This window comes from Bartonella massiliensis (genome assembly GCF_902150025.1).
Taxonomy (GTDB): domain Bacteria; phylum Pseudomonadota; class Alphaproteobacteria; order Rhizobiales; family Rhizobiaceae; genus Bartonella; species Bartonella massiliensis.
Genome location: NZ_CABFVS010000013.1, coordinates 43,066 through 68,722, shown reverse-complemented (window position 1 = coordinate 68,722; position 25,657 = coordinate 43,066). Strand labels below are relative to the sequence as shown.

The following is a 25,657-nucleotide window of genomic DNA, read 5'->3' as shown; positions in this document are numbered from 1 at the left end:
AATGAAGTGGAAAGAGCAAGCTGTTATTCTTGGGGCACGCCAATATGGTGAAACAAGTGTTATTCTTGAGGTTATGACGCGTGAACGTGGTCGTTATATGGGGGTGGTAAAAGGGGGGCGTTCGCGTCGTATGGCTGCTCTTCTTCAGCCTGGAAATTTTGTGGAGGCTGAATGGTCGGCGCGTTTAGAAGAACATTTAGGGCTTTTTCGCCTTGAAGCACTGGATTTACATGCGGCACGATTAATTTGTCTACCCGAAGCACTTTATGCTTTGCAATTGATTGCTTTTCATTTACGGCTTCTTCCCGAGCGTGATCCGCACCCTGTTTTATATGATATTTTACACCTTTTTATGCAGAACTTTGATGAACCATTTGTCAATGCGGAATTGTTGGTACGTTTTGAAATGCGGCTTCTTGAAGAACTTGGTTTTGGTCTTGATTTATCGTGTTGTGCTGCAACAGGTCGTCAAGAAAAGCTTTATTACGTATCGCCAAAATCTGGACGGGCTGTTTGTGAAGAAGCAGGGGAGCCTTGGAAAAAAAAGCTTCTCATTCTTCCACAGTTTCTTGTGCAAAGAGCGACCCGTCCTGCTGATTTTAGGGATATAATGGGTGGTTTTAACTTAACAGGTTTTTTTCTTATGCGTCATGTCTGGGAGCCACGAGATATAAAACAGCCATCGGTGCGCATGAATTTGATACAGTTGTTTGAGCGCCGATTTGGTATACAAGCTTTTATTTGTTGATCTGATCATAATTTGAATAGAATGGAAAAATGAAAATTTTAAAGACAATTGCTGAAGTTCGCCAATATATTTCACAGGAGCGGCATTTAGGCTTTTCGATTGGTTTTGTTCCAACAATGGGAGCACTCCATGAGGGACATCTTGCATTAGTACAGCGAGCAAAAGCAATATGTGATCGCGTATTGGTTTCTATTTTTGTTAATCCAAAGCAATTTGGGCCTGATGAAGATTTTGCTCAATATCCAAGAGATTTGAGAAGCGATTGTGCTTTATTAAAAAAAGCGGGTGTTGAATATGTTTTTACTCCTTCTGTAGAAGAAATGTGGCCCTTGGGAAATGATACAATTGTAAAAGTGGAAAAATTATCACGTATTTTGATGGGAAAATTACGCCCAGGGCACTTTTGTGGTGTCACGAGTGTTGTTGCTAAGCTTTTTAATATTGTGCAACCCGATAAGGCTTTTTTGGGAGAAAAGGATTTTCAACAAATTTTAATTATTCGGCGTATGGTTGAAGATTTAGCTTTTCCTGTTGAAATTGTTGGCGTTCCTATTTTACGTGAAGCAGATGGGGTTGCGCATTCTTCACGAAATAAACTTTTAACATTAGAAGATCGTAAAGCGGCCAAAATTATTCCTGAAAGTGGAAAAGCTGCTGAAAAGCTTTATCATGAAGGTGAACGGTCGGTTGATAAGTTATGCAAAATTGTTCGCAATATTTTACAACAAGAAACGCGTGCCATCATTGAAGCAATAGATTTACGGGATATGGAAACTTTATGCGTGGTTAAAGGAACATTAAATAAACCAGCAGTTTTACTCCTTACGGTCCGTTTTGGTGAGGTAAGGCTTATTGATCAATACATATTGCAAGAGAAAGGCGGAAAATGAGCATACATAAAACTGTAAAGCGTATAACATCTTCTCAAATACGTGAAAGAAAGGGTCAACAGCCAATAGTTTCTTTAACAGCTTATCAAGCGTATACTGCACGGATTGCTGATCCCTATTGCGATATTCTTTTGGTTGGTGATAGCGTTGGTATGGTTGTGTATGGATTTGAGACAACACTTCCTGTTAATTTAGATATGATGATTTTGCACGGGCAGGCTGTGGTACGTGGGTCTAAAAAAGCTCTTGTCGTTATTGATATGCCTTTTGGCTCTTATGAAGAAAGTAAAGAGCAGGCTTTTTTTAATGCATCGCGTGTTCTGGCACAAACGGGCTGTGGGGCCGTTAAGCTTGAAGGTGGTGCTTATATAGCCAAAACAATAGATTTTTTATGTAAACGAGGCATTCCAGTGATGGGACATATTGGTCTCACACCCCAGGCGGTGAATCGTTTTGGTGGTTTTAAAACACAAGGACGTAAAGAGAGTGACTGGCAGAGGATTGAAGCTGATGGGGTTGCAATTGAGGAGGCTGGTGCTTTTGCTGTTGTTTTAGAAGGGATTGTCGAGCCTTTAGCGGTAAAATTGACAGAAAAGCTTTCTATTCCAACGATCGGTATTGGTGCATCCAGTCAATGTGATGGACAAGTATTGGTGATGGAAGATATGTTGGGCTATGGTGCTCATGTACCAAAATTTGTACGTCGTTATGGAGACCTTGAACAAGCCATGGAAACCGCAATCAAAAACTATGCAGAGGATGTTACAGCCCGTGCTTTTCCAGCGGAGAAGGAAGTATATAAACTGAAATAGATTTTAGTTTAAGGTGAAAAATTCGACAAAAGAGCGTTGATCTATTTTTATAATAAATGTGCACTATTTCATATATTTTTGTATGCAATTTTAGCTGTAATCTTTTCATTACTTTTGCAGTCGTCTTGTGCAAAACAGAACATCATTGGGGTGCTAATACGTGCTTTAAAAAAACATTTAGACACTTAATTCTATCTCGCAATGGTGTTCGTAAATAGCATAAAGATAAAGTCTTTGGGAAGTATATAAAATTTGTTAATTACCGCCTCTTTACGTTTCACAAAAGAGCAAGCTGGTTCCATTACACATTTTGCCAATTTCCAATGTTGCTGACGAGCATTTAGCATTTGATGGCTCATAAGAGGTCTTTTTAGTTTTTTCTTGTATAGTTTTATTCATACAACTCTCTTCGCTTAGATGTGTAAGAAAATGGTTTTGATTGATTTAATATACACAGAATTGAAATGAGTGAATTCTACAATATGCGGCTAAAAGAAAAATAACAAGTTATTATGATAAATCAGTATATTGACTTTATAGGTTATTGGTAAATGGTTACGGAGTTTTTTTTAAAGGCTCTTCTTGGGGTGTGAAAAACTTTGGTTCGATGATATTTTTTAAATTAATAGGATATAAGGGCAGTAATTGTAGAAGAATAAATTTCATAGAATAATTATGAAAAAAAGATGCTTGCTTTATTTTTCTATAAGCCTTTGCGCCATGAATGGAAAAAGACGATATATATTCAGCTATAATGATAAGAAATCAACAATGCGAAGAGATCTATGGTCTTTGAGCTTCTAAGTCATTAAAGCGCGTTAAAAATTCTTTTTCAATTTGTTGTGTGGAATAGGGGTGTAAATTAAGATCATGGGGTACAATATTATTGGGAGAGCCAAAATAGCGAAGGGCTTCTTCTGTCTTAAATCCAGCAAGTGTGATTGCTTCATAATATGCTGCGATACGGTCGGCTTGTTTAATTTTTTTTAAAAGTCTTTGAGAAAGATCAACAGACAGAGAAAAGCGCATATGTATAGCATCTTGAATGCGCTTTTCGATGTATTCATATTGTTTTCCTATGACAGCTTTAAAGGGTGAAATCATATCGCCGATAACATATTCTGGTGCATCATGAAGAAGCGCATAAAGACATTCGGTGCTTCCTGCTTGTGGGAAAAGTTTTTGAAATATTTGTTCAACCAAAAGTGAATGTTGTGCAACAGAATAGGCATGATCTCCTCGTGTTTGACCATTCCAACGTGCCACGCGGGCAAGTCCATGGGCAATATCTTCAATCTCAATATCAAAAGGAGAAGGATTGAGAAGATCAAGTCTACGTCCAGAGAGCATTCTTTGCCAAGCGCGCGCTTCTCCACTTTTTAATAGTTCAGCTTTAGCCATGCGTATTTTCTATCTTAATTTTCAGGAAAGGTAAAATTCATATTTTCAGCAATATGTATGGTGACAGGAATATTTTTTACAGTAAAGGGGATATTCTGGTCCATAGCATCTTTGACGTGGTCAATACGCATTAAAGCAAGAGCTTCATTTGCAACACATGTTCCCAAGTTCCCAAGTACTTTTGTTCCGGCTTCAATACTTGATTGAGGGGGGAGGTCACACTGACTTTTTACAATCAAAATACGGCGCCGTGCTGCACGTCGGTGGTGCATTCGTGAAACAATTTCTTGTCCAATATAACACCCTTTGTTGAATGCAAGTCCATTGATTTGATCGTAATTAATATCATGAGGAAAGACTTTGCCGACTTCATAGTCTTGATCACTTTGCGCAATTGCATAACGAATACGCAATTGATTCCATGGGTCATAATCTTCTGAAGCTAAAAAAGGAACTTTACCGTAAATTCGTATTATTTTTTCTTGTTGTGGGAAGCGTTTATCAACAAAATTTAAACTATCTGATTCATTTCTCCAAGAAACTGTGACAAGCTCTTGTAATGGTTGTATAATTTCTACTTTTTTACGCAGTTTATAGAGCAATAGACGCTTATAGAGTGTATCGGCCAAAGACATCTCAATATCAATAAAATAATGATCCTCTCTTTTACCGATAAGAAAATCAGCAAGAACCTTTCCTTGTGGAGATAAAAGGGCCCCAGGAAAAATTTCTTGGAAGCCGATTTTTTTTACATCTGTTGTAATGAGAGATTGCAGAAAATCTGTTGCTTCTTCGCCTATAATTTGAATAATTTGGCGATTTTTTAAGCAAATGGCATTTTGTTTTTCAATCATGGTTCTTGCCTTTCTGCTCAAAGTTACCTAATCGATAGGTGAGCAATATGTAAGGAGCCTGGCTATGTTTAAAACATTTGATACAATTTTTAAAGGTGCAACAGTTGTGAATCATGATGGAAGAAGCAAGCGTGATATTGGTGTTACAAATGGCCGTATTGCGGAAATTGGCGACCTTACATGTGCATCGGCTGGTGAGGTGATTGATTGTACGGGACTTCATATTTTACCAGGAATTATTGATAGCCAAGTGCATTTTCGTGAGCCAGGCAATGAACATAAGGAAAATTTGGAAAGTGGTTCATATTCTGCTGTGTTAGGAGGGGTTACAGCAGTCTTTGAAATGCCGAACACTAATCCATTGACAACATCAGAAGATACATTAAGGGATAAGGTTAAACGCGGATTTCATCGCATGCATTGTGATTTTGCATTTTGGGTTGGAGGAACGCGTGAAAATGCTCATGAACTTTCTGAGTTAGAAAGACTTCCTGGTGCAGCTGGAATTAAAGTCTTTATGGGATCTTCTACCGGTGATCTTTTGGTCGATGATGATGAAAGTGTCCGTCTTATTTTGCAAAATACACGCCGTCGTGCAGCTTTTCATTCTGAAGATGAAGAAAGGCTCAAAGAGCGCAAAATACTGCGTATTGAAGGGGATGCATCATCCCATCCAGTTTGGCGTGATGAGGTTGCGGCACTAAAATGTACACAACGTTTGGTAAAAATTGCGCATGAAACGAGGTCCCGCATTCATGTCTTACATCTCTCGACAGAAGAAGAAATTGATTTTCTAAAAAAACATAAAGATGTTGCAACAATTGAAGTGACACACCATCATTTAACTCTCACGGCTGATGATTATAAGCAATTTGGTACATTAATTCAGATGAATCCACCTATTCGTGAACCGCGCCACCGTGAAGCTCTTTGGTACGGTGTTCAACAGGGAATTATTGATGTTTTAGGCTCTGATCATGCGCCACATACCCTTGAAGAAAAGCTTCAACCTTATCCCTCTTCGCCTTCAGGAATGACAGGGGTACAGACAACAGCAGCCATTATGTTGACACATGTGAATGCAGGGAAAATATCCCTTGAGCGTTTTGTTGATCTCACTTCACATAGTCCTAGTCGTATTTTTGGTATCAGCTGTAAAGGGCGCCTTGCTGTTGGGTATGATGCTGATTTAACCATTGTTGATCTTAAGCGGGAGGAAATCATTACAAATACCCTGATTGGTTCTCGTGCCGGTTGGACGCCCTATGATGGTCAAAAGGTTAAAGGCTGGCCTGTTGGAACGATTATCCGTGGTATGCGCGTTATGTGGGAAGGTGAAATTGTCACACCGTCACAAGGAGAACCGGTTAAATTTATAGAAACTTTGGTGTAGATAGTATAAGTTTTATCTTATGATGTCAAAAACACCATTTTTTAGAGCGATGATGTGATATAAGGCATATCAGATTTCTTGACACATAAATATTTTTGCAGTGTCTGATGAATATTCTTAAGTTTTTTCGAGTGTTAATGAAGTAAATTATATGAGTGGGAATCCAAGTAGAATCTACTAAAATTCAAACCTTTACAGATCGGTATGGATTAGAAATTTTTATCCTTAAAGGCGCTGGGAGGAGGACAAAGAACGATATGGAGAAAAGATTCTCATAAGAATAAAAGCGTGTTTCTTCAAAAGTTACTCTTTTTTGAGAAGACAGTTTATTGATTTACGCATTTATGAGGGCGGTGTCGTTGATATTGCTAAAAGTGAGAGAGATATTTTTTTACAGGTTCGCTGTTATAATGCGTGAGAAGGTTTTCAGATAAAATTCTTCCCTCTTCAATGTATCTTTGATTGGCTTCAATAGCTGCTTGTGTACAAAGATGATAATTTTCAGAAAAAGCAAGATAGGCTTCATTAAACGCTTCATAAAAATAAGCGCGTCTTTGTGGGGTGGGGTGTTCTGCTTCGATCAGTGCATTCATATAGTCATACCATTGGTTGGTTGGAGACTCGCAAAGACTTTGGAGAGAATGCAGGGATCCCAAAATTTCCGCAAGGCGAAGTAATTTTCTTTCATAAGGTGGAGATTGTTGCGCAAAGGTTGGCATTGAAATAATAAGCAATATTAAAATAATAATGTTCATCAATCTATTACGCATTATTTTTATTACTTTCTTTGAATAACATTCTGTACAAATAAAATCATTGTGTCATGAGAATGATGTTTAAAAATAGAGAGAATTGCGACATGACTCTCAAGGATTGATAATAAAATATAGGGCGTAAGAGACAGGAAGAAACCCATTGCGGAATATTGAAAATACGAATGAATCTCTGTGTGGTTAAAAATTTAAGATTTATTTCTTTTCATATAAATTTATGCTGTATGGTTCATGGAATTTTTTCTAAACTTGTTTTCTTTAAGGAGGAAAAGCTCTCTATCTACAGAATGCTTTTATCCAATTCAATAAAAGAGAGTGTTTGTATGATAAATGATGGATACAGCTTCGATACAATGGGGAAGAAGAATGTTGTATCAAAGAAAAGTTTTTAGCCGAAACCGCATTATGCGATCATTTGAGATAAAAAACATCTAAAAGGAGCGATGCGTAACATCGTTCACGGAGTATAACGATGAGAGAGTTGCGATTTTATAATACGCTGACACGCAAAAAAGAAAAATTTATACCAATCGATGCAACAAAAGTACGTCTTTATGTTTGTGGTCCAACAGTTTATGATTATGCGCATATAGGAAATGCACGCCCTGTCATTGTTTTTGATATTTTATTTCGCTTATTGCGTCATGTTTATGGCAATGATCATGTTCTCTATGCGCGTAATATTACCGATGTCGATGATAAAATTAATGCACGAGCCGCCCACGAATATCCAAACATGTCACTCAACGACGCTATTCGTCAATTAACAGAACGTACATATTCCCAGTTTCAACAAGATACAAGAGCGCTGGGTTGTCTATCGCCAACCAGCCAGCCGCGGGCAACCGAGCATTTAGAGGAGATGCGCGCGCTCATTGAAAAATTGCTTGAAAAAGGGCACGCTTATAAAGCGGAAAATCATATATTATTTTCTATAAGCAGCATAAAAAATCCTCCCCATTATGGAGCATTTGCAAATCGTTCTTTAGATGAAATGAGGGCAGGGGCGCGTATTGATGTTGCTGCTTATAAACGAGAGGAAATGGATTTTGTTTTATGGAAACCTTCTGTGGAAGGAGAGCCAGGTTGGGAATCGCCGGGTGGAATATCAGTTTTAGGTCGTCCAGGTTGGCATATTGAGTGTTCTGCTATGTCAATGGCAAAGTTATTAGCACCCTATGGCGGTGGTTTAACTTGCGATAATCCGACTGCGAATATTTTTGATATCCATGGTGGTGGACTTGATTTAATTTTTCCGCACCATGAAAATGAGATTGCACAAAGTTGTTCAGCTTTTGGAACGGAGCGAATGGCTAATTTGTGGATGCATAATGGCTTTTTACAAGTTGAAGGGAAAAAGATGTCGAAAAGCTTTGGCAACTTCATAACCATTCGTTCTATTTTAGAAAATAATTTTGGGGAATTTAATGGTGTGTTAGCCGATGAAATGAAGCAAAATTGGGCGGGTTTGTCTGCACGTTTTTCGATGCTTCAAACGCATTATCGTGAACCATTAAATTGGACCGCGCAGCGTTTAAGACAATCGAGCAGTGAACTTTATCGTTGGTATGAACTACTTCGTCGTAAAGAGAATATGATTAAAAACAATGAAGCGATTGATGATACTTTAATAGATGCTCTCAGTGATGATCTTAATACGCCAAAAGCATTAACCCTTTTGCGAAAATTTTATAAAGCAGGGGATACTTTGGCTCTTGCTCATGGGATGAATTTATTAGGACTATTACAACAAGAATGGATTAAAGAAATAGACTGTCCATTATTTATAAAAAAAACCTCTCTTGATTTAAAATTTATTGATCAGCGCATTGCCGAAAGACTACGGCTTATCCATAATAAAGAGTGGGAAGCTGCGGATACAATTCGTGATGAGCTTGCAGCCGAGGGGATTCTCTTAAAAGATAGTAGGGACCCGCAAAGTGGTGAGCGTATAACGACGTGGGAAATAAAACGATCCTAATTTCTCTATTCCAGCAGTTCTCATAAATTAAAGGGAGAATATGATGGAATTTGTATATCATTACGGATATATCGCGCTTAAGCTGGCTGTGGGTCTTATTGCTTTCCTATTTATTTTAAGAACGACAGGTCGTGGGAGTTTGAGTCAGATGACCCCTATTGATTTGGTCAGCAATTTTGTCATGGGAGGCATTATTGGAGGCGTCATTTATAACCAGAATATTAGCAGCCTTCAATTATTACTTGTTTTATTGATTTGGCAAACCTTGATTGCCTCTTTTAATCTTTTTGCACGTTATTCAGTTTTTTTTCGCCGTCTTATTGCAGGGCGAAATGTTACATTGGTTTTAGATGGGGTCTTTCAAATGGATAAGATTAAAAGTTTAGGGATCAATATCAATGATCTTATTGCGATGTTACGTCTTAAAGGGTGTCACTTACATGAAGCTGCTTTTGTGCGTTTGGAAACCAATGGTGATTGCACTGTTATTAAAAAGGAAGAGGGGAAGAAATCGACGATTGTCGTGGAAAATGGTGAAGTTATTGATGATGGTCTTAAAGAGATTGGTAAAACAAAAAAGTGGCTTCAGGCAGAATTGAAAAAAAAGCATGTAAAAGTTGAAAATTTATTTGCTGCAGAGTGGTATGAAAATACAGATCAAAATAATAAACTGTATAGTGGATTATTTCTTGTTCCTTTTTCAAAAACAGTCTAACTTCACACAACGAGTAGGTATCGCTTATCGAAAAGCGTAACAAGAGATGAACCTATAAATAACACAGGGGGGTGTTTTGCCTGTTTGTGTGGATGATAGAGAAGTAAAGGCTTTATGAAACGCAATGAAATGACAAAAACTGTATCATCTGATACAGAGGGAACTCTGCACACACTTTACAATTTATGGCCTTATATGTGGCCGGTAGGTCGGCGTGATCTAAAAATACGTGTGCTATGGGCAATATTTTATCTTATTTTGGCCAAGCTCGTTCTTATATCTGTACCGTATTTTTTTAAATATGCTACGAATGTACTTGATACAAGCTTTCAGCTTCCTGAATGGTTTCCATCCAGTTTAATTATTCCCATCATGCTTGTTTTGGCGTACAATGCTGCACGTATTATACAGGCAGGCTTAAATCAATTACGCGATTCTCTTTTTGCCACTGTCAGTCAATACGCTGTTCGTCAACTCGCTTATAAAACTTTTGTCCATATTCATGAGTTATCTTTACGATTTCATTTAGAACGCCGAACTGGTGGGCTTTCTCGCGTGATTGAACGCGGAACAAAAGGAATTGAAGCGATCGTAAGATTTTCAATTCTCAGTACTGTACCGACAGTTCTAGAATTTATATTAACGGCCTTTGTATTTTACATCAATTATGGGGGGCATTATCTTCTCATCGTTGTTGTAACAGTTTTGTTATATACCTTGTTTACCATTAAGGCGAGTGATTGGCGTATTCGTATTCGGCAACAAATGAATACAGCAGATACTGAAGCAAATACGCACGCTGTTGATTCTCTTTTGAATTTTGAAACGGTCAAATATTTTGGCAATGAAACGCTAGAAGCCGATCGTTTTGATGCCGCTATGGCCGGTTATGAAAAAGCTGCAACAAAGATTTGGACATCGTTAAGTTGGCTTAATTTTGGTCAGGCTCTTATCTTTGGTCTTGGCATGACAACCATGATGCTGATGTCAGCTTATGAAGTTTTTTATAAGACACAAACTTTAGGAGATTTTGTTTTTATTAATGCCCTTTTAATGCAACTTTCTATTCCACTGAATTTTATTGGTTCAATTTATCGTGATGTTCGACAAGGTTTAACCGATATTGAAGCGATGTTTGATCTTTTAGATGTTCAGAAGGAAATCGTTGATAAATCGAATGCTAAACCGTTAGAGATAAGTGATGGGACTATTCGTTTTCATCAAGTAAAGTTTTCTTATGATTCGGCGCGTCAGATTCTCAGAGATATTAATTTTGAAGTTTCAGGAGGAAAAACAGTCGCTATTGTCGGTCCATCGGGTGCTGGTAAATCAACTATTTCTCGATTGCTTTTTCGGTTTTATGATGTTGATGCGGGCTCTATCACAATTGACGGGCAGGATATTCGTAATGTAACACAAAAGAGTTTGCGAGAAGCAATCGGTATGGTGCCACAAGATACGGTATTATTTAATGATACAATTGCCTATAATATTCGCTACGGACGTCCAAGTGCGACAGATGAAGAGATGCGCAAAGCTGCTGAAATGGCGCAAATATCAAAATTTATTGAGATGTTACCGGAAGGTTTTCAGTCTATGGTAGGAGAGCGTGGTCTAAAATTATCAGGGGGGGAAAAACAACGTGTAGCTATTGCACGAACGCTTTTAAAGCTCCCCCCCTTCTTATTCTAGATGAAGCAACAGCGGCTCTTGATACGACAACAGAACAGGAAATTCAACAAGCATTAGATATTGTAAGCCGTGGGCGAACAACATTGATTATTGCGCATCGTCTTTCTACGGTTATCAATGCTGATGAAATTTTGGTTCTTAAAAGTGGTCGTATTATTGAAAATGGGACGCATACAGAGCTTTTACGCAAGAAAGGTTTATATGCTTCAATGTGGAATAAGCAGCTTGAAGCATCGCAAGCTGAAGAAAAATTACGTAAAATGCGTGAAGAAGATGAGACGGGTATTGTTAATCGTAAAAAATAAGTAGGGCAAAATGCAATCGATATCTTTATATGGGGTGATTGATAAAATACATAAAAAGACACAAGAGGAACAAAAAGGTTTATTGCTTGTTTAAGTTTACGATGAATAGGAAATTATATGAGTATTCTACAATCTGTCCATAATAGCTTTGTGCCGATTCATAAAGAAGGTTATCCTTTTATTGTAGCATTTTTTGTTATTTCGCTTATTTTAGGTTGGATATGGAGTCCGTTGTTTTGGTGCGGGCTTGTTCTCACGGTGTGGTGTATATACTTTTTTCGCGATCCAGATCGTGTAATTCCTTTGAATTCAAACTGGGTTATGTCACCTGCTGATGGCCGTATTTCATTTGTGGAATCATGTGTTCCACCTGAAGAATTAGGGTTAGGGCAAGGTGAAATGATCCGTATTTCTATTTTTATGGATATTTTTTCGTGCCACATCAATCGTATTCCTATTAATGGTACGGTAGAGTCTATCGTTTATCATCCAGGTCGTTTTACCAATGCTGAGTGTGATAAAGCGAGCCATTTTAATGAGCGTAATGGGATGGTCATTGAGAGCAAACATGGTAAAATTGGTATTGTACAGATAGCAGGGATGCTTGCGCGTCGCATTGTTTGTTGGTCAAAAGAAAACGATGCCGTTATGACGGGGGAGCGATTTGGATTGATTCGTTTTGGTTCTCGCCTTGATATTTATATACCAACTGAAATGAAATTGCGTGTTTCGGTTGGACAAACAGCAATTGCTGGAGAGACAGTTTTGGGCTCTTTTGACGATAAGAGTGCCACAACGGATTTCAGATACGATTAGGATACACAATGAAAAATTTTTCGCCATTTTCTTCATTCAATCCTGAAGGACAGCATGATGATGTTACAAATCGGCGGCCTTCACCTACATCAATGCGATATGTCATTCCCAATATCATTACTATTTTAGCAATTTGTGCAGGGATGAGCAGTATTCGTTTAGCTTTGGAGCAACGCTATGAAGCTGCTATTTTAATGGTGCTTTTGGCTGCAGTTTTAGATGGTGCAGATGGTCGCATTGCGCGTTTAATAGATGGAAGTTCATCTTTTGGGGCACAGATGGATTCTCTTGCTGATATTGTAAATTTTGGTGTGACCCCTGCACTTATTGTTTATTCTTTTATTTTGCATCAAGCACACCACATTGGTTGGGTTGCAGCCCTTGTCTATTGTGTTGCTTGTTGTTTGCGATTAGCGCGTTTTAATGTGATGTTGGATAATACCAATATACCTCAATGGCAGAAAAGTTATTTTGTTGGTGTTCCAGCACCAGCGGGGGCATTACTCCTTTTATTACCTATGTATTTAGGTGCTCTCGGTTTAGTCCCTAGTTGGGGGTGGGCATTGTTTTTTAGTCTTTATACGGTAATTATTGCTTTTCTTTTGATTAGTCGCCTACCAGTATGGAATGCAAAAACAATTGATCAAAATTTAAGACGTGATATCGTTATACCATGCATGTTGGTTATTGTTATTTATGTTGGTTTTCTTGCAACTTATACATGGAAAACTTTATTGATCACAGCTGTGAGCTATATAATTTTTCTCCCCTGTAGTTTTATCGCTTATAATAAACGCGCTGCTTTAGAAGAAAAAAAGGCTGAGGCTAAAACTATCCAAGATTCATAAAGCGCCTCATTCTTCTTGTACAAGGCATTGATTTTAATGATAATCTAGCGTTATTCATATTGAATGAGAACTCCGAATAACGTAGGATTCTCTCATTTCAAATCTGTTTATGTTGCATCAATCAAAATCATTCTCTTGCCCGTCAAAAGCGGGATGAATGTGTACATGAACCGTCTTAAGTGCCAAGATCTGTCGCAACATTGTAAAAAAGCACAGGTAAAGGAGAGAGAGATTGGGCTATTTAAATCTCAGATGATGATCAATCAGGGATATGATAATCCACAAACCGATTTTTACGGACATTAAAGAGTTTTCCGGTTTCCTTTAAATCAGGTGAGAACAAATGAACTATTTTTTGTGCAATCTCTTGTGGTGAGGGGAGCGTTTCTGGATTTTCACCAGGCATAGCTTTAGCACGCATAGCAGTTCGTGTGGCTCCAGGGTTGACACAATTAATTTTTATAGGGGTTTGTTTGAGTTCTTCTGCCCAACAACGAGCAATCATTTCTAAAGCTGCTTTAGAGGCAGCATAAGCCCCCCAGAAAGGGCGTGCATCATGCGCAACGCTTGAGGATAACAGGATAGCCCGTCCAGCATCAGATTCACGTAATAAAGGCTCTAAGGCTTTCATTAAGCGCCATTGGCTAAAAAGATTTATTTGAAAAACATCTTCAAAGACCGTGTTTTCTATATGCGCTATTGGTGAGAGTGTTCCAAGGATTCCTGCATTTGCAACTATAATATCAAGTTTTTTCCAACGTTTTTTAATAGAGAGTGCAAGAGCATCGATATTTTCCATATGATGTAAGTCAAGGGGAACAAGGGTAGCAAAAGCCCCTTTTTCTCGGATTTGATTATCCAATTCAGTAAGCCCACTGACTGTTCGTGCAAGAGCAATAATATGAGCACCACGTGCAGCAAGCTCGAGGGCCAAATAATAGCCAATCCCTCTTGACGCACCAGTAACAAGTGCAACACGCCCATGGAGACTAAAGTCATGTTTTGTCATCATTAATCTCTTGTTTTAAGAACAGATGATTGATGAATTTTGGAGAGATTTTCTTGATCAACCAGATGCGTAGGATAATATCCAGTAAAATAATGGTCAGTAAATTGTGGGTCGGCATTATTTCGTTTTTCTCCTGCTACAGCAAGATATAATCCATCCGTTGAAAGAAACTCTAATGAGTCTGCTCCAATAAAATTGCACATAGATTTTAAATCTGGATATTGATTGGCTAAAAGACTTTCAGCTGTAGGGGTATCAATACCATAAAAGTCAGGATAGAAAATCATAGGGCTAGAAACACGCATATGAACTTCTTTTGCGCCTGCATCACGGAGCATTCGCACAATTTTAAGCGATGTTGTTCCCCGTACAATAGAGTCATCAATCAAAATAACCCGTTTTCCTTCAATGATAGGGCGGTTTGCTGAATGTTTTAACTTGACACCAAAAGCGCGAATTTGTTGTGTTGGTTCGATAAAAGTACGGCCAACATAGTGATTACGAATAATACCAAGCTCGAAAGGAATTCCAATTTCTTGAGCATAGCCAATTGCGGCAGGTGTTCCTCCGTCAGGAACTGGAACAACAACATCGCCCTCACAAGGGGCTTCCTGTGCTAAACGGATCCCCATATTCTTGCGTGTTGTATAAACACTACGCCCTCCAACGATAGAGTCAGGACGAGCAAAATAAACATATTCAAACAAGCAAAGTTTTTCTGGCTTTTCATTTTTGGGGTTTATAATTTTTTTCGTAATTTCTCCATTTTTTTGTATTTCACAGATAATGATTTCGCCATTTTTAACATCACGGAGATATTTTGCTCCAATAATATCAAGAGCACAAGTTTCGGAACAAAAGATAGGCTTACCATCAAGTTCCCCCATTACGAGAGGTCTAATTCCTGTCGGATCCCGTGCTGCAATAAGCTTTGTACGCGTGAGTGCTAACATAGCATATCCCCCTTCTACTTGCCGAATCGCATCCACAAAACGATCAGAGGACGATTCATAACGAGAGCGGGCAATAAGATGGAGAAAGACTTCTGAATCTGATGTTGATTGACAGATAGCACCAGAAGCAATGAGTTCACGGCGCAATGTAAGACCATTGGTAAGATTACCATTATGAGCAATAGCAATGCCTCCAGCTTTCAATTCAGCAAAAAGGGGTTGAACATTGCGTAATGCTACTTCTCCAGTTGTTGAATACCGGGTATGGCCAATAGCGCGATTCCCTGGTAAACGTGCAAGTGTTGCAGGATTTGTATAGTGATCACCAACAAGACCTAAATGCTTTTCTTGATGAAACATTTTATTATGGTAGGAAACAATACCAGCTGCTTCTTGTCCACGATGCTGCAGCGCGTGGAGTCCAAGAGCCGTTAATGTTGCCGCATCTTCATGCCCAAGAATACCAAAAACCCCACATTCTTCATGAAGGGTATCATCATCAAATAAAAGTTTTTGACAGGAAATATCGCTTTTTATCATTATATTCTTTCAGTTGTGATATGGAGGAATCATTCGTATCACATTTTACATCATTTGGTCCTCTTCCCTTGTGAAAAGCTCTTCTCTATTTTTTAGTATCTGCATGAGAATGTTTCTCATTCGTATGTTTATGACCGTCTTTAAATAAATTTTCTGCCTTTTCGAGAATAAACCCAAGATCTTTTGGAAGTATTTCCCAAACTTTTTGTCCCAGTGAATCTAAAATAGGCTTTGTTTTAGCATCTTTTAACCAGCTTGCTTGGTGTTCAGGTTTAATTAGGGCATTAATCAGCAACATACCGATGACCATAATCAGTAAACCGCGAAGTGCTCCAAAAATAAAACCAATAGTACGGTCAAGGATACCAATTCGACTATCAATAATAAAATCAGAGATCTTCATTGTAATAATTGAAGTAATAATGAGAACAATAATAAAAATTGTGACCAGTGTTGTGATCAATGCAATCATTTTATTAGAAAGATATTGTTCAAAGAAAGGTAAGATAGGCTTAAATAAAAGCAATGTCGTAACAGCTGCAACTGCCCAAGAAACCAACGATAACACCTCACGTGAGAATCCTCGAAGCATAGCAAGAAAAGCGGAAAACAGGATGATTACTACGACAATTCCATCAAGGATTGTTATGATCATTTGTTTGTTCCTTATACATAAAGTTGTGTTCTTTTAAGTCAGTATAAAAATACATTTTTTGTTCTTATAGCAAGGATCTTTTATATTTTATAGATTTTTTTCTATATTATCATCGCTGTGGTGAAAATCATTTTTTACTTGCGGTGAGAGTGGCAACGAGTTCAGGAAGGTCGGAGAAAGTTTTTTGTTGAAAATTAAGCGACTTCATGATTTCAGTTGTTGTTGTGGGATGAAATGCCCCCTGAAAACCGAGTTTTTTTGCTTCATTGATGCGCTGTGTTGAATGTGCAACAGCGCTGGGTAGCTCCTGAAAGACTGACTTCCCCAAAATATACATAATCCGTTGGCAAAGGGATATTGGCAAGAGAAGAAACCAAAGCTGCGGCTACAGCTAAATCAGCGGCAGGTTCTGATATGCGATATCCACCTGCCACGTTCAGATAGACATCATGCTGCCCAAAACGAATGCCGCAATGGGCTTCTAAAACAGCAAGAATCATAGAAAGACGATTTCCATCCCATCCGACAACTGCACGTCTTGGTGTTCCAAGGGAAGAAGGAGCAACAAGCGCTTGAATTTCTACTAATATCGGGCGTGTTCCTTCCATACCGGCAAAAACAGCGGCGCCTGGTGCTTTTTCATTACGTTCTCCTAAAAATAATTCAGATGGATTGATGACTTCGCGTAAGCCTTTATCAGACATTTCAAAGACACCAATTTCATTTGTTGGTCCGAAGCGATTTTTTACAGTTCTAAGAATGCGGTAATGATGGCCTCCTTCACCCTCAAAATAAAGAACGCCATCAACCATATGTTCCACGACCCGAGGACCGGCGATTTGCCCATCTTTTGTCACATGACCAACAAGAACAACAGCAGCTCCTGTTTTTTTAGCAAAGCGTATCATAGCTTGAGCACCAATACGCACTTGTGTGACAGTGCCGGGGGCTGAATCTGCTGTATCTGACCATAAGGTTTGAATCGAATCGATAATCACCATATCAAGGTTTTTATGCTCGCTTAAGGTTGCAAGAATATTTTCAACATTGGTTTCAGCAGCAAGTTTAACCTCTGTATTATGCGCTCCAAGCCTTTGCGCGCGCAGACAAATTTGCGCAATAGCTTCTTCACCTGAGACATAGATGACGTTATGTCCTTTGTGTGATAAAGCAGCAGCTGTTTGTGTGAGCAATGTTGATTTTCCAATACCTGGATCACCACCAACAAGGAGTGCCGATCCACGAACAAAGCCTCCACCGGTAACGCGATCAAGTTCAGCAATACCAGAATGAATACGTGGAGCATCTTGGATGTCTCCAGAAAGAGATGTAAGGGCGACGATGCGTCCTTTACGAATATTCTGTTTAGGACCGCTTCCTATGCCACTATTTATATTTTCTTCAACAAGGGAATTCCATTCTCCACAGGCGCTACATTTCCCCGCCCAACGAGAATGGACCGTTCCACAACTTTGACAGATAAATTGAACACGGGTGCGTGCCATGTTGATTTAACCGATTTGTTCTGGAAGATAATTGCTATCTGCCAGATCACTAAAGCGTGTGAAATCAGATTGAAAGGCAAGGGATACGATGCCTGTCGGCCCATGACGTTGTTTGGCAACAATAACATCAGCTTTCCCCTCAATTTTACCCATTTCATCTATCCATTTTTCATGTTCAAGAGTGCCTAATTTGGGTTCTTCATTTTTGAGATAATATGCTTCACGATAGACAAATAGAACGATATCAGCATCTTGCTCGATAGAACCAGATTCACGTAAGTCGGAGAGTTGTGGTCGTTTATCCGTTCTGTTTTCGACTTGGCGCGAAAGCTGTGAAAGAGCGATAATAGGGATGTTTAATTCTTTGGCTAAGGCTTTGAGTCCCGTCGTAATTTCTGTAATCTCTTGAACACGATTTTCAGACGAACGCTTTGAGCTACTGGTCATGAGTTGGATATAATCGATAATTAAAATATCCAAACCATGTTGTCGCTTAAGACGTCGTGCACGGGCAGCTAGTTGTGTGATTGATATTCCCCCAGTTTGGTCGATATAAAGGGGGGCCTTTTGGAGTTGGTTTACCGCGCGAATAATTTTTGAAAATTGTTCATCTGAAATATTACCGCGTCGAATATCAGAAGAAGAGACTTCTGTTTGTTCAGAAATAATACGGGTTGCAAGTTGTTCAGAGGACATTTCAAGTGAGAAAAAACCTACAATGCCGCCTTCATTTTTTTTGGTATTGTCATTATGATTGTAAGCATTAGCAATATTAAAGGCAATATTAGTTGCCAGAGATGTTTTCCCCATACCAGGACGCCCAGCAAGGATAATTAAGTCAGATGCTTGTAATCCTCCCATTTTTTCATCAAGTGTTTTAATATGGGTGGCTATCCCTGATAATTGTGAAGAGCGTTGTTTGGCTGCACTTGCCATATCAATAGCTTTTTTGACAGCCTCATTAAAATTTTCAAAGCCGCCGCCATATTTCCCTTTTTCTGCGAGCTCAAATAACTGATTTTCAACAGTTTCAATTTGTTGGGTAGGCGTAAGCTCTACAGGAGCATCAAAGGCTGTATTGACAGCTTGAGTTCCAAGTTTAATCAAAGAACGGCGAATAAAAAGGTCGTAAATAACGCGCCCATAATCTTCAGCGTTAATAATGGTAATGGCCTCTTTGGCTAAGCGGACGACATACTGGTATACAGTAAGATCTCCAATTTTCTCTTCCATTTGGATATAGGGCTTGATCGTAACCGGATCTACATGTTTTCCTGTTTTAATAAGCTGAGATAAAATAGCATAAATTTTTTGATGCAATGATTCAAAAAAATGTTCTGGTTTTAGAAAATCTGAAACGCGATCGAGAGAATCATTGTTGATAAAGATGGCACCAAGCAATGCTTGTTCAGCTTCAATATTATGTGGAAGTTGCCGAAAAGAAGGAGAATCTTCTTTTTTCGAAGAGCTGATATTAACAATGCTGGTTTCTTCCATATTTTTTTCCACTAAAATTCTAAGTCTAGCGACTTTAGGCGATAAGTTGAAAACCGTATACTGTAAAGAATAGAGCTACAAACCTTCATTTTAAGTTAAAATCATATAATTTTTTAAAGACTTTCTTTTCATTGCTCATTTATCATTCATGCATGATTAATATAAATAGCTATTCTGTGTGTTCTATTTTTATAATGTGGGATTTTAAAGTGGCAGTTTCGATACTCTAAATTTAAGTTTTTTGAAGTTAGGTGATCTTAAAATTCTGATATTGGCGTAAATAAATGACTTTTCTATAATTGAATTTATTTTAGATCATATAAAGATATCATCAATCTACCGCTCATGCAAAATTGACTCTTAAGGGTAGGGTTTTAAATTATTTTTACTTCTATACTGGAGAAATAAGAAGCATTCCCTCTTAATTTGAGATTATTACTTTAGGAATGCAATATCTTTAGATAAGATATTGCTCATTCTTTCAAACAACGAGACTCTATGATGGTCAGATGGTCATAAAATACTCAGCTTTAAAGCCTAAGTATTTTATGACCATTTAAATGGAATAAAAGATATAAAACAGGAAAAAGGAGTAATTAAGCTTCTTGGTGAGGACTGTTTATATCGTTGTCATTCATTTCTTTGAGCAACAATTCCTCCTGATTTTCTTCTAATATTTCTTCTTGAATATTATATATTTCTTCAGCAGAAGTGAGTGTTTCACCTTCTGCTTGGCGTTGTGCTTCACTGGCAGAACGTGCAACGTTAATAACCACAGAAATTTGAACTTCAGGATGGAGGCTAAGAGTGATGGTGTGAAGACCGATCATTTTTATTGGATGGTTTAGTTCAATTTGATTTCGCCCAATAGAAAAGCCTTCATTCGTTATGATTTGAGAAATATCACGCGTTGATACAGATCCATAAAGTTGTCCTGTTTCACCAGCAGAACGAACAACGATAAATGATTGACCATCAAGTTTTTCAGCAACTTTTTGTGCTTCGCTTTTGCGCTCAAGGTTACGTGCTTCAAGCTGTGCACGTTGCATCTCAAAATGTTTTTTATTCGCTTCATTTGCACGTAAAGCTTTACCTTGAGGCAAAAGAAAGTTACGTGCATAACCATCTTTAACTGAGACAATATCACCCATCTGGCCAAGACGAGGAATGCGCTCAAGTAAAATAATATCCATAGTTTTTCCTTTCGAACAAATAAATTTAGGGAAGTTTTTTTCGTGATTGAAAGTTGTATTGAATAGCGGCCCAAATACCCATCAAAAGCATCATTAAAGAAATAGGCGGGAAAAAAACAACAGTTAAAATAGCAATATAGACAAGCGAAAGTATAATAATCCGACCGTTTACTCCTTTTGTAATATTGTGAAGATAGGCTAAACCGCTAATTGATATGATGACAGTATAGGCAGAGCTAAAAACATATGTTCCCAAATTAAGAGAATCGCTAAATTCAATCATTGATGCTATGGAAACAACGATGAAAATAACAATTCCAGAAATTGGCAGACGAAGGGTTTTGCTCCAATCATCTCGAGGTCTTTTTAACCACTTCATATATTGAGCTGTCATTATTGAAAAATAAAGATTACCAATGAAAAAAATCAAACTAGAAGCTGCCAGAGCAATAGCTGCTAAAGTTGCGGCATGCGCCATTAAAAATTCACTAACATTAAGTATATCAGCTTCTTTTAAGGATTGCGACTGTTGTAGAGTTTGTACGATATTTGCAGTGATTTTTTGTGCAATAAAAGGACTATCTGGGCGGGCTTTTACATAGAGTCCAATAAAGGTGACTATAAAAGCAATAAAGTTTGTTAAATGAAAAATAACAGATGATAATGGGTACCATATCAGTGTATTTTCTTTTTGCGCTGGTCGTGCAAGTCCAAGTAGCCAAGAAGCATAAACAGCAGGAAGAAAAGATAATAGTGCAAGATCAAGAGCAATATAGATATCAGTAACTAAGGAAAGAATAACAGTCGCACTGATTAAGGCAACGAAGCTAGCAAATGTTCCTTGGCCGAATGCAACAATAAAAATTGGCAATGAAAGAAAGCAACCAAGAAGTAGAGATAAAGAGGGTATTCTATTTTCAGTACTGATGATAGCCATTCCTATCACAACAGCAAACAATCCAGCCAAAACACCGGTCAATATCTCATAATTGCGATTTTTTTTCATTATTGCTGTCCTGCTTTTTTGCAGTTAGAGGCATGGCAATACCTCAACTTTGATATTTAATAGCCTAACATAGCATATAAATAGTATATGATAAGCCATTTTCCTAAACCATACAAGAAAAGCAACTGAAGAGTTTCTCCAGCTGCTTAAGTGCTTTGATCGTTTACTTTATAACATATGGAAGTAAGCCTAAAAAGCGAGCGCGTTTGATAGCGTTTGCTAGTTCACGCTGTTTTTTCTGGCTAACAGCTGTAATCCGTGAAGGAACAATTTTCCCACGTTCAGAAATATAACGTTGTAATAATTTGATATCTTTATAATCAATTTTGGGAGCATTAGCGCCTGAAAAAGGACATGTTTTACGACGACGATGAAAAGGGCGACGTGCAGCGGTTTGATTTGTATCAGCCATTATTCTACCCCTTCTATAGCATTTTCACGTTGATGACGCGGAGAACGAGAGCGTTCTTCATCCTGACTACTGTGGGCATGACGATCAAGGTGTGAAAGCATTGCGGATTTTTCTTTTTCGTGTTTTTCTACACGAATAGTCATGTAACGCAAAATATCTTCATTGATTCGCATCTGACGTTCCATTTCAGCAATTGCTGCAGCAGGTGCATCAATATTGACCAAAACATAATAAGCCTTACGATTTTTACGAATACGATAAGCAAGAGGACGAAGTCCCCAATTTTCTACACGCCCAACTTTTCCACCATGCGTTTCAATGACACTTTTGTAGAGGCTCAAAAGTTCATCAATTTGCTGTGGTGCAATGTCTTGTCGGGCAAGGAACATATGTTCATAAAGAGCCATTGTTTTGCCTTTCTTCAATTAAATCTTACCGGTTTTAGCGCAAAGCCTCTGCGACTTGTCTTTTTTGGAAACCCAAAGAAGAAAGGACGCGTTTACGATTCGAGACATCTCAGAGCGGAAACACGGGAGGCCGGAAACATTGTATTTCCTACTGATATTTTACAGCCCTCCGTTCAACCTCCAGCTAAAACGCCGGCAACAAACGTTTTACATCTACAGGTTCTTTTTTAAAATAGCAAGTTTACGCATATAAAAAAATTGATTTATTAAATCTTGATATATTTTCAATATATTTCTCTCTTCTACTAAAGCGATAGTGTTGTAATATATAGATAAAGGAGAGAAAAATGGACTTTTTAAACCAGATTGATGTTACACTCTTTAAGATGCTTGTCGGTAATCATCAATCTTGGTCGATTTTAGTTTTGTTTAGTATTTTTTGTGCAAAATTTTTAATTTACATTATTCCTCTTCATCTATGTGCATTGTGGTTTTGTGGTGGAAAAAAGGAAAGATGTATTGTACTAAGCATTTGCATAAGCATTTGTATAGCTCTTTTTATAGGTTATCTGATTTCTCTCATTTATTTCCATCCACGCCCATTCGTTGTAGGGTTGACAACACCGCTTATTAAACATCGTGCAACAGCTTCTTTTCCTAGTAATCATGCCTTAACCATTGCATCTTATACAGCGAGCTTTTATTTTTATCGATATAAAGGGGTTTTTAAATATGCCGTGGTATTTTTATGCTTGATCTGTTGGGCACGCATCTTTGTGGGGGTACATTATCCCTTTGATATTTTAGCAGGTATAATTTTAGGAAGTCTCATGAGTTTGAGCGTTATTCAGTTTATCGCTCCGCATTTTCCTAAGTTTTTATATCAAATTCCGCCTTTAAAATAATTTTAAGAGAGATATTCATTCTAAATAAAGCACTTTATCTTGACTTTTTGCCGATGAATAAGGTCAAAAGAAAATAATTTAATGGCACAATTTTAGGAGTCGGTTAATGGGTGCAGCTTTTATTTTTCCAGGGCAAGGAAGTCAACTTGTTGGGATGGGGAAGGCGCTTACAGAGCAATTTGTTGCGGCGCGAATGGTTTTCGAGGAAGTTGATGATGCTTTAGGTGAGAAATTATCAGAGATTATTTTTGAAGGACCAGCAGATGTTTTAACGTTAACAGCCAATGCACAACCAGCATTAATGGCTGTATCCATGGCTGTTATTCGTGTGATGGAACAATTAGGGCTTCGTATAGAAGAAAAGGTAAAGTTTGTTGCCGGTCATTCTTTAGGCGAATATTCAGCTCTTTGTGCTGCAGGTACATTCAGTCTCACAGATACGGCAAGGCTTTTGCGTATTCGTGGCAATGCTATGCAGGCTGCTGTTGCGGTTGGTGAAGGTTCTATGGCAGCTCTTATCGGTTTGGAAGAGCAGGTTGTGGAAGAAATTTGCCAAACTGTTTCTGGAGAAGGACTATGCCAGATTGCCAATGATAATGGTGGTGGGCAAATTGTGATTTCAGGTGTCGCAAAAGCCGTTGAGAAAGCAGTAGAGATTGCATCAACAAAAGGTGCAAAACGTGCACTTCTTCTTCCAGTTTCTGCACCTTTTCACTCAATGTTAATGCAGCCTGCTGCCGATGCCATGAAGAAAGCACTTTTGACTGTTAACAAAGCGGCCCCTATTATTCCTTTGATTGCCAATGTTTCTGTTGCACCAGAAAGCGATCCTGAGCATATTGCTGCTCTTCTTGTTCAACAAGTAACTGGGAGGGTGCGGTGGCGTGAAACAATAGAATGGATCGGTGCTCATGGGATCGATACGCTTTTTGAGGTTGGTTCTGGAAAAGTATTAACAGGTTTAACGCGTCGTATTAATAAGGATATAAAAGGGGTAATAGTTGGAACAGTTGATGAAATAGAAGCAGCGCTAGGGATGCTTGGCGTTTAATCTATAAAGGAGTTAAAAAATGTTTAGATTAACAGGACGTAAAGCTCTTGTAACGGGGGCATCGGGAGAAATTGGTGAGGCAATTGCACGTTGTTTCCATGCACAAGGAGCCATTGTTGGACTTCATGGAACACGTGAAGATAAGCTTCAAGAAGTGGCAGAAGAATTAGGACAGAATGTTTTTGTATTTCCCGCTAATCTTTCTGAGCGTCAATCGGTTAAACAATTGGCTGAAGTTGCAGAAAAAGAAATGGATGGTGTTGATATTTTAGTTAACAATGCAGGAATCACCAGGGATGGTCTTTTTGTGCGTATGCAAGATAAAGACTGGGATAATGTTTTAGAAGTTAACTTAACAGCAGCTTCTCTTTTGACGCGTGAATTAACACATTTTATGATGCGCCGTCGTTATGGAAGGATTATTAATATTACATCTGTTGTTGGTGTTGTGGGAAATCCTGGACAAACGAATTATTGTGCTGCAAAAGCAGGTTTGATAGGTTTTTCTAAAGCTTTAGCACAAGAAATTGCTTCACGAAACATTACTGTCAATTGTATTGCTCCAGGATTTATTAAATCTGCCATGACAGATAAGCTTAACGAAAAGCAAAAAGAAAATATTATGGCTGCGATTCCAATGAAACGTATGGGGAGTGGGAAAGAAATAGCTGCTGCTGCTGTTTATTTAGCGAGCGATGAAGCGGCCTATATGACAGGTCAAACACTCCATATCAATGGTGGAATGGCAATGATTTGAGTATTTTCTTGTATTCCACATTGATTTATAAGACGTATTATTTTAGATAGTAACGATTGAAATGGAAAGATGCATCTATTTCTTTATAAGGTCGTTGATCAATTGATGTCGGAATGTCAGATTGATTCATTTTGTAGGGGATATCCACAGGATGTTTTAAATCATTGCTAAAATCTTTTAAAGGAATGCATCTATTGCTTGATTAGATGAGCCGATATAGTTAACCAAATTATAGGAAAAAATAAATTCGAGGATTTCAACATGAGTGATACAGTAGAGCGCGTTAAGAAAATTATTGTGGAACATCTTGGGGTTAATGCCGATAAAGTCGTAGAAAATGCAAGCTTTATCGATGATTTAGGGGCTGATAGTCTTGATACGGTTGAACTCGTTATGGCTTTTGAAGAAGAATTTGGTGTAGAAATTCCAGATGAAGCTGCTGAAACGATTTTTACAGTTGGTGATGCAGTCAAGTTCATTGATAAAGCTTCTGCATGATTATTAGGGCAAAGGCACTGCTTGCTTTTGCCTATATTCTA

The 25,657-nt window shown here is 38.2% G+C and carries 22 protein-coding genes and 3 pseudogenes; 13 read left to right on the top strand and 12 right to left on the bottom strand.

Going from position 1 to position 25,657, the window contains the following annotated elements; translation table 11 throughout:
• Nucleotide 1: 1 nt before the first annotated feature.
• From recO to panB, 3 genes are read left to right on the top strand one after another with little or no spacing between them, the layout of a single operon-like run.
• Nucleotides 2-748, top strand: a complete 747-nt coding sequence (gene recO / locus FNZ60_RS03620; RefSeq protein ID WP_142416338.1) for a DNA repair protein RecO — start codon at nucleotides 2-4, stop codon at nucleotides 746-748.
• Between the two features lie 29 nt (nucleotides 749-777).
• The gene (gene panC / locus FNZ60_RS03615) at nucleotides 778-1,638 is read left to right on the top strand and encodes a pantoate--beta-alanine ligase (protein WP_142416337.1); all 861 of its coding nucleotides are present in this window, start codon (nucleotides 778-780) and stop codon (nucleotides 1,636-1,638) included.
• The gene (gene panB / locus FNZ60_RS03610; protein WP_142416336.1) at nucleotides 1,635-2,450 is read left to right on the top strand and encodes a 3-methyl-2-oxobutanoate hydroxymethyltransferase; all 816 of its coding nucleotides are present in this window, start codon (nucleotides 1,635-1,637) and stop codon (nucleotides 2,448-2,450) included. Before panC ends, panB begins: the two co-directional genes overlap by 4 nt.
• Before the next feature lie 783 nt (nucleotides 2,451-3,233).
• Here panB and FNZ60_RS03605 read toward each other — a convergent pair.
• A complete protein-coding gene (locus FNZ60_RS03605) occupies nucleotides 3,234-3,851 on the bottom strand; it encodes a YfbR-like 5'-deoxynucleotidase (protein WP_142416335.1) in 618 nt (205 codons plus the stop codon).
• Nucleotides 3,852-3,865: 14 nt separating this feature from the next.
• Nucleotides 3,866-4,705: a CAF17-like 4Fe-4S cluster assembly/insertion protein YgfZ gene (gene ygfZ, locus FNZ60_RS03600; protein ID WP_142416334.1), complete on the bottom strand. Its 840-nt coding sequence runs from the start codon at nucleotides 4,703-4,705 to the stop codon at nucleotides 3,866-3,868.
• Nucleotides 4,706-4,769: 64 nt separating this feature from the next.
• Here ygfZ and FNZ60_RS03595 point away from each other — a divergent pair, with 64 nt between their 5' ends.
• Nucleotides 4,770-6,098, top strand: coding sequence for a dihydroorotase (locus tag FNZ60_RS03595; RefSeq protein WP_142416333.1), 1,329 nt, complete (start codon nucleotides 4,770-4,772; stop codon nucleotides 6,096-6,098).
• Nucleotides 6,099-6,466: 368 nt separating this feature from the next.
• Here the strand turns inward: FNZ60_RS03595 and FNZ60_RS03590 are convergent, their stop codons facing one another.
• A complete protein-coding gene (locus FNZ60_RS03590) occupies nucleotides 6,467-6,868 on the bottom strand; it encodes a TIGR02301 family protein (RefSeq protein ID WP_142416332.1) in 402 nt (133 codons plus the stop codon).
• Nucleotides 6,869-7,343: 475 nt separating this feature from the next.
• Here FNZ60_RS03590 and cysS point away from each other — a divergent pair, with 475 nt between their 5' ends.
• The 5 genes and pseudogenes from cysS to pssA all read left to right on the top strand — a co-directional run bounded on the left by cysS (nucleotide 7,344) and on the right by pssA (nucleotide 13,228).
• Nucleotides 7,344-8,852 (top strand): cysteine--tRNA ligase, encoded by a 1,509-nt coding sequence (cysS, locus tag FNZ60_RS03585; protein WP_142416331.1) that lies wholly within the window; start codon nucleotides 7,344-7,346, stop codon nucleotides 8,850-8,852.
• 43 nt (nucleotides 8,853-8,895) lie between these two features.
• Nucleotides 8,896-9,567: a DUF421 domain-containing protein gene (locus tag FNZ60_RS03580; protein ID WP_142416330.1), complete on the top strand. Its 672-nt coding sequence runs from the start codon at nucleotides 8,896-8,898 to the stop codon at nucleotides 9,565-9,567.
• Nucleotides 9,568-9,681: 114 nt separating this feature from the next.
• Nucleotides 9,682-11,564 (top strand): annotated as a pseudogene (locus FNZ60_RS03575) (ABCB family ABC transporter ATP-binding protein/permease).
• 117 nt (nucleotides 11,565-11,681) lie between these two features.
• Nucleotides 11,682-12,380 (top strand): phosphatidylserine decarboxylase, encoded by a 699-nt coding sequence (locus FNZ60_RS03570; protein ID WP_142416329.1) that lies wholly within the window; start codon nucleotides 11,682-11,684, stop codon nucleotides 12,378-12,380.
• Between the two features lie 8 nt (nucleotides 12,381-12,388).
• A complete protein-coding gene (gene pssA / locus FNZ60_RS03565) occupies nucleotides 12,389-13,228 on the top strand; it encodes a CDP-diacylglycerol--serine O-phosphatidyltransferase (protein ID WP_142416328.1) in 840 nt (279 codons plus the stop codon).
• A 259-nt stretch (nucleotides 13,229-13,487) separates the two neighbouring features.
• On the opposite strand, the gene FNZ60_RS03560 is transcribed toward pssA, so the two are convergent.
• From FNZ60_RS03560 to rpsF, 9 genes and pseudogenes are all read right to left on the bottom strand, one after another.
• Nucleotides 13,488-14,237, bottom strand: coding sequence for an SDR family NAD(P)-dependent oxidoreductase (locus FNZ60_RS03560; protein ID WP_142416356.1), 750 nt, complete (start codon nucleotides 14,235-14,237; stop codon nucleotides 13,488-13,490).
• A 2-nt stretch (nucleotides 14,238-14,239) separates the two neighbouring features.
• Nucleotides 14,240-15,730 (bottom strand): amidophosphoribosyltransferase, encoded by a 1,491-nt coding sequence (gene purF / locus FNZ60_RS03555; protein WP_142416327.1) that lies wholly within the window; start codon nucleotides 15,728-15,730, stop codon nucleotides 14,240-14,242.
• An 85-nt stretch (nucleotides 15,731-15,815) separates the two neighbouring features.
• A complete protein-coding gene (locus tag FNZ60_RS03550) occupies nucleotides 15,816-16,385 on the bottom strand; it encodes a CvpA family protein (protein WP_142416326.1) in 570 nt (189 codons plus the stop codon).
• A gap of 127 nt (nucleotides 16,386-16,512) precedes the next feature.
• A pseudogene (radA, locus tag FNZ60_RS03545) lies at nucleotides 16,513-17,890 on the bottom strand (DNA repair protein RadA).
• Nucleotides 17,891-17,896: 6 nt separating this feature from the next.
• Nucleotides 17,897-19,387, bottom strand: coding sequence for a replicative DNA helicase (locus FNZ60_RS03540; RefSeq protein WP_142416325.1), 1,491 nt, complete (start codon nucleotides 19,385-19,387; stop codon nucleotides 17,897-17,899).
• A gap of 596 nt (nucleotides 19,388-19,983) precedes the next feature.
• Nucleotides 19,984-20,580 carry a 50S ribosomal protein L9 gene (rplI, locus tag FNZ60_RS03535; RefSeq protein WP_142416324.1) on the bottom strand — a complete coding sequence of 199 codons (597 nt, stop codon included), beginning with the start codon at nucleotides 20,578-20,580 and terminating at the stop codon, nucleotides 19,984-19,986.
• Between the two features lie 25 nt (nucleotides 20,581-20,605).
• Nucleotides 20,606-21,586, bottom strand: a complete 981-nt coding sequence (locus tag FNZ60_RS03530) for a hypothetical protein (RefSeq protein ID WP_142416323.1) — start codon at nucleotides 21,584-21,586, stop codon at nucleotides 20,606-20,608.
• 163 nt (nucleotides 21,587-21,749) lie between these two features.
• The gene (gene rpsR / locus FNZ60_RS03525; RefSeq protein ID WP_142416322.1) at nucleotides 21,750-21,998 is read right to left on the bottom strand and encodes a 30S ribosomal protein S18; all 249 of its coding nucleotides are present in this window, start codon (nucleotides 21,996-21,998) and stop codon (nucleotides 21,750-21,752) included.
• A complete protein-coding gene (gene rpsF, locus FNZ60_RS03520) occupies nucleotides 21,998-22,405 on the bottom strand; it encodes a 30S ribosomal protein S6 (RefSeq protein WP_142416321.1) in 408 nt (135 codons plus the stop codon). The genes rpsR and rpsF overlap by 1 nt, the downstream gene beginning before the upstream one ends.
• A gap of 347 nt (nucleotides 22,406-22,752) precedes the next feature.
• On the opposite strand from rpsF, the pseudogene FNZ60_RS03510 reads away from it, so the two are divergent.
• From FNZ60_RS03510 to FNZ60_RS03495, 4 genes and pseudogenes are all read left to right on the top strand, one after another.
• Nucleotides 22,753-23,338: pseudogene (locus tag FNZ60_RS03510) on the top strand (undecaprenyl-diphosphatase).
• Between the two features lie 78 nt (nucleotides 23,339-23,416).
• Nucleotides 23,417-24,361, top strand: a complete 945-nt coding sequence (fabD, locus tag FNZ60_RS03505) for an ACP S-malonyltransferase (protein WP_142416319.1) — start codon at nucleotides 23,417-23,419, stop codon at nucleotides 24,359-24,361.
• Nucleotides 24,362-24,380: 19 nt separating this feature from the next.
• Entirely contained in the window at nucleotides 24,381-25,118 is a 738-nt protein-coding gene (fabG, locus tag FNZ60_RS03500; RefSeq protein ID WP_142416318.1) for a 3-oxoacyl-[acyl-carrier-protein] reductase, read from the top strand.
• A gap of 261 nt (nucleotides 25,119-25,379) precedes the next feature.
• Nucleotides 25,380-25,616: an acyl carrier protein gene (locus tag FNZ60_RS03495; RefSeq protein ID WP_004860281.1), complete on the top strand. Its 237-nt coding sequence runs from the start codon at nucleotides 25,380-25,382 to the stop codon at nucleotides 25,614-25,616.
• Nucleotides 25,617-25,657: the final 41 nt, after the last annotated feature.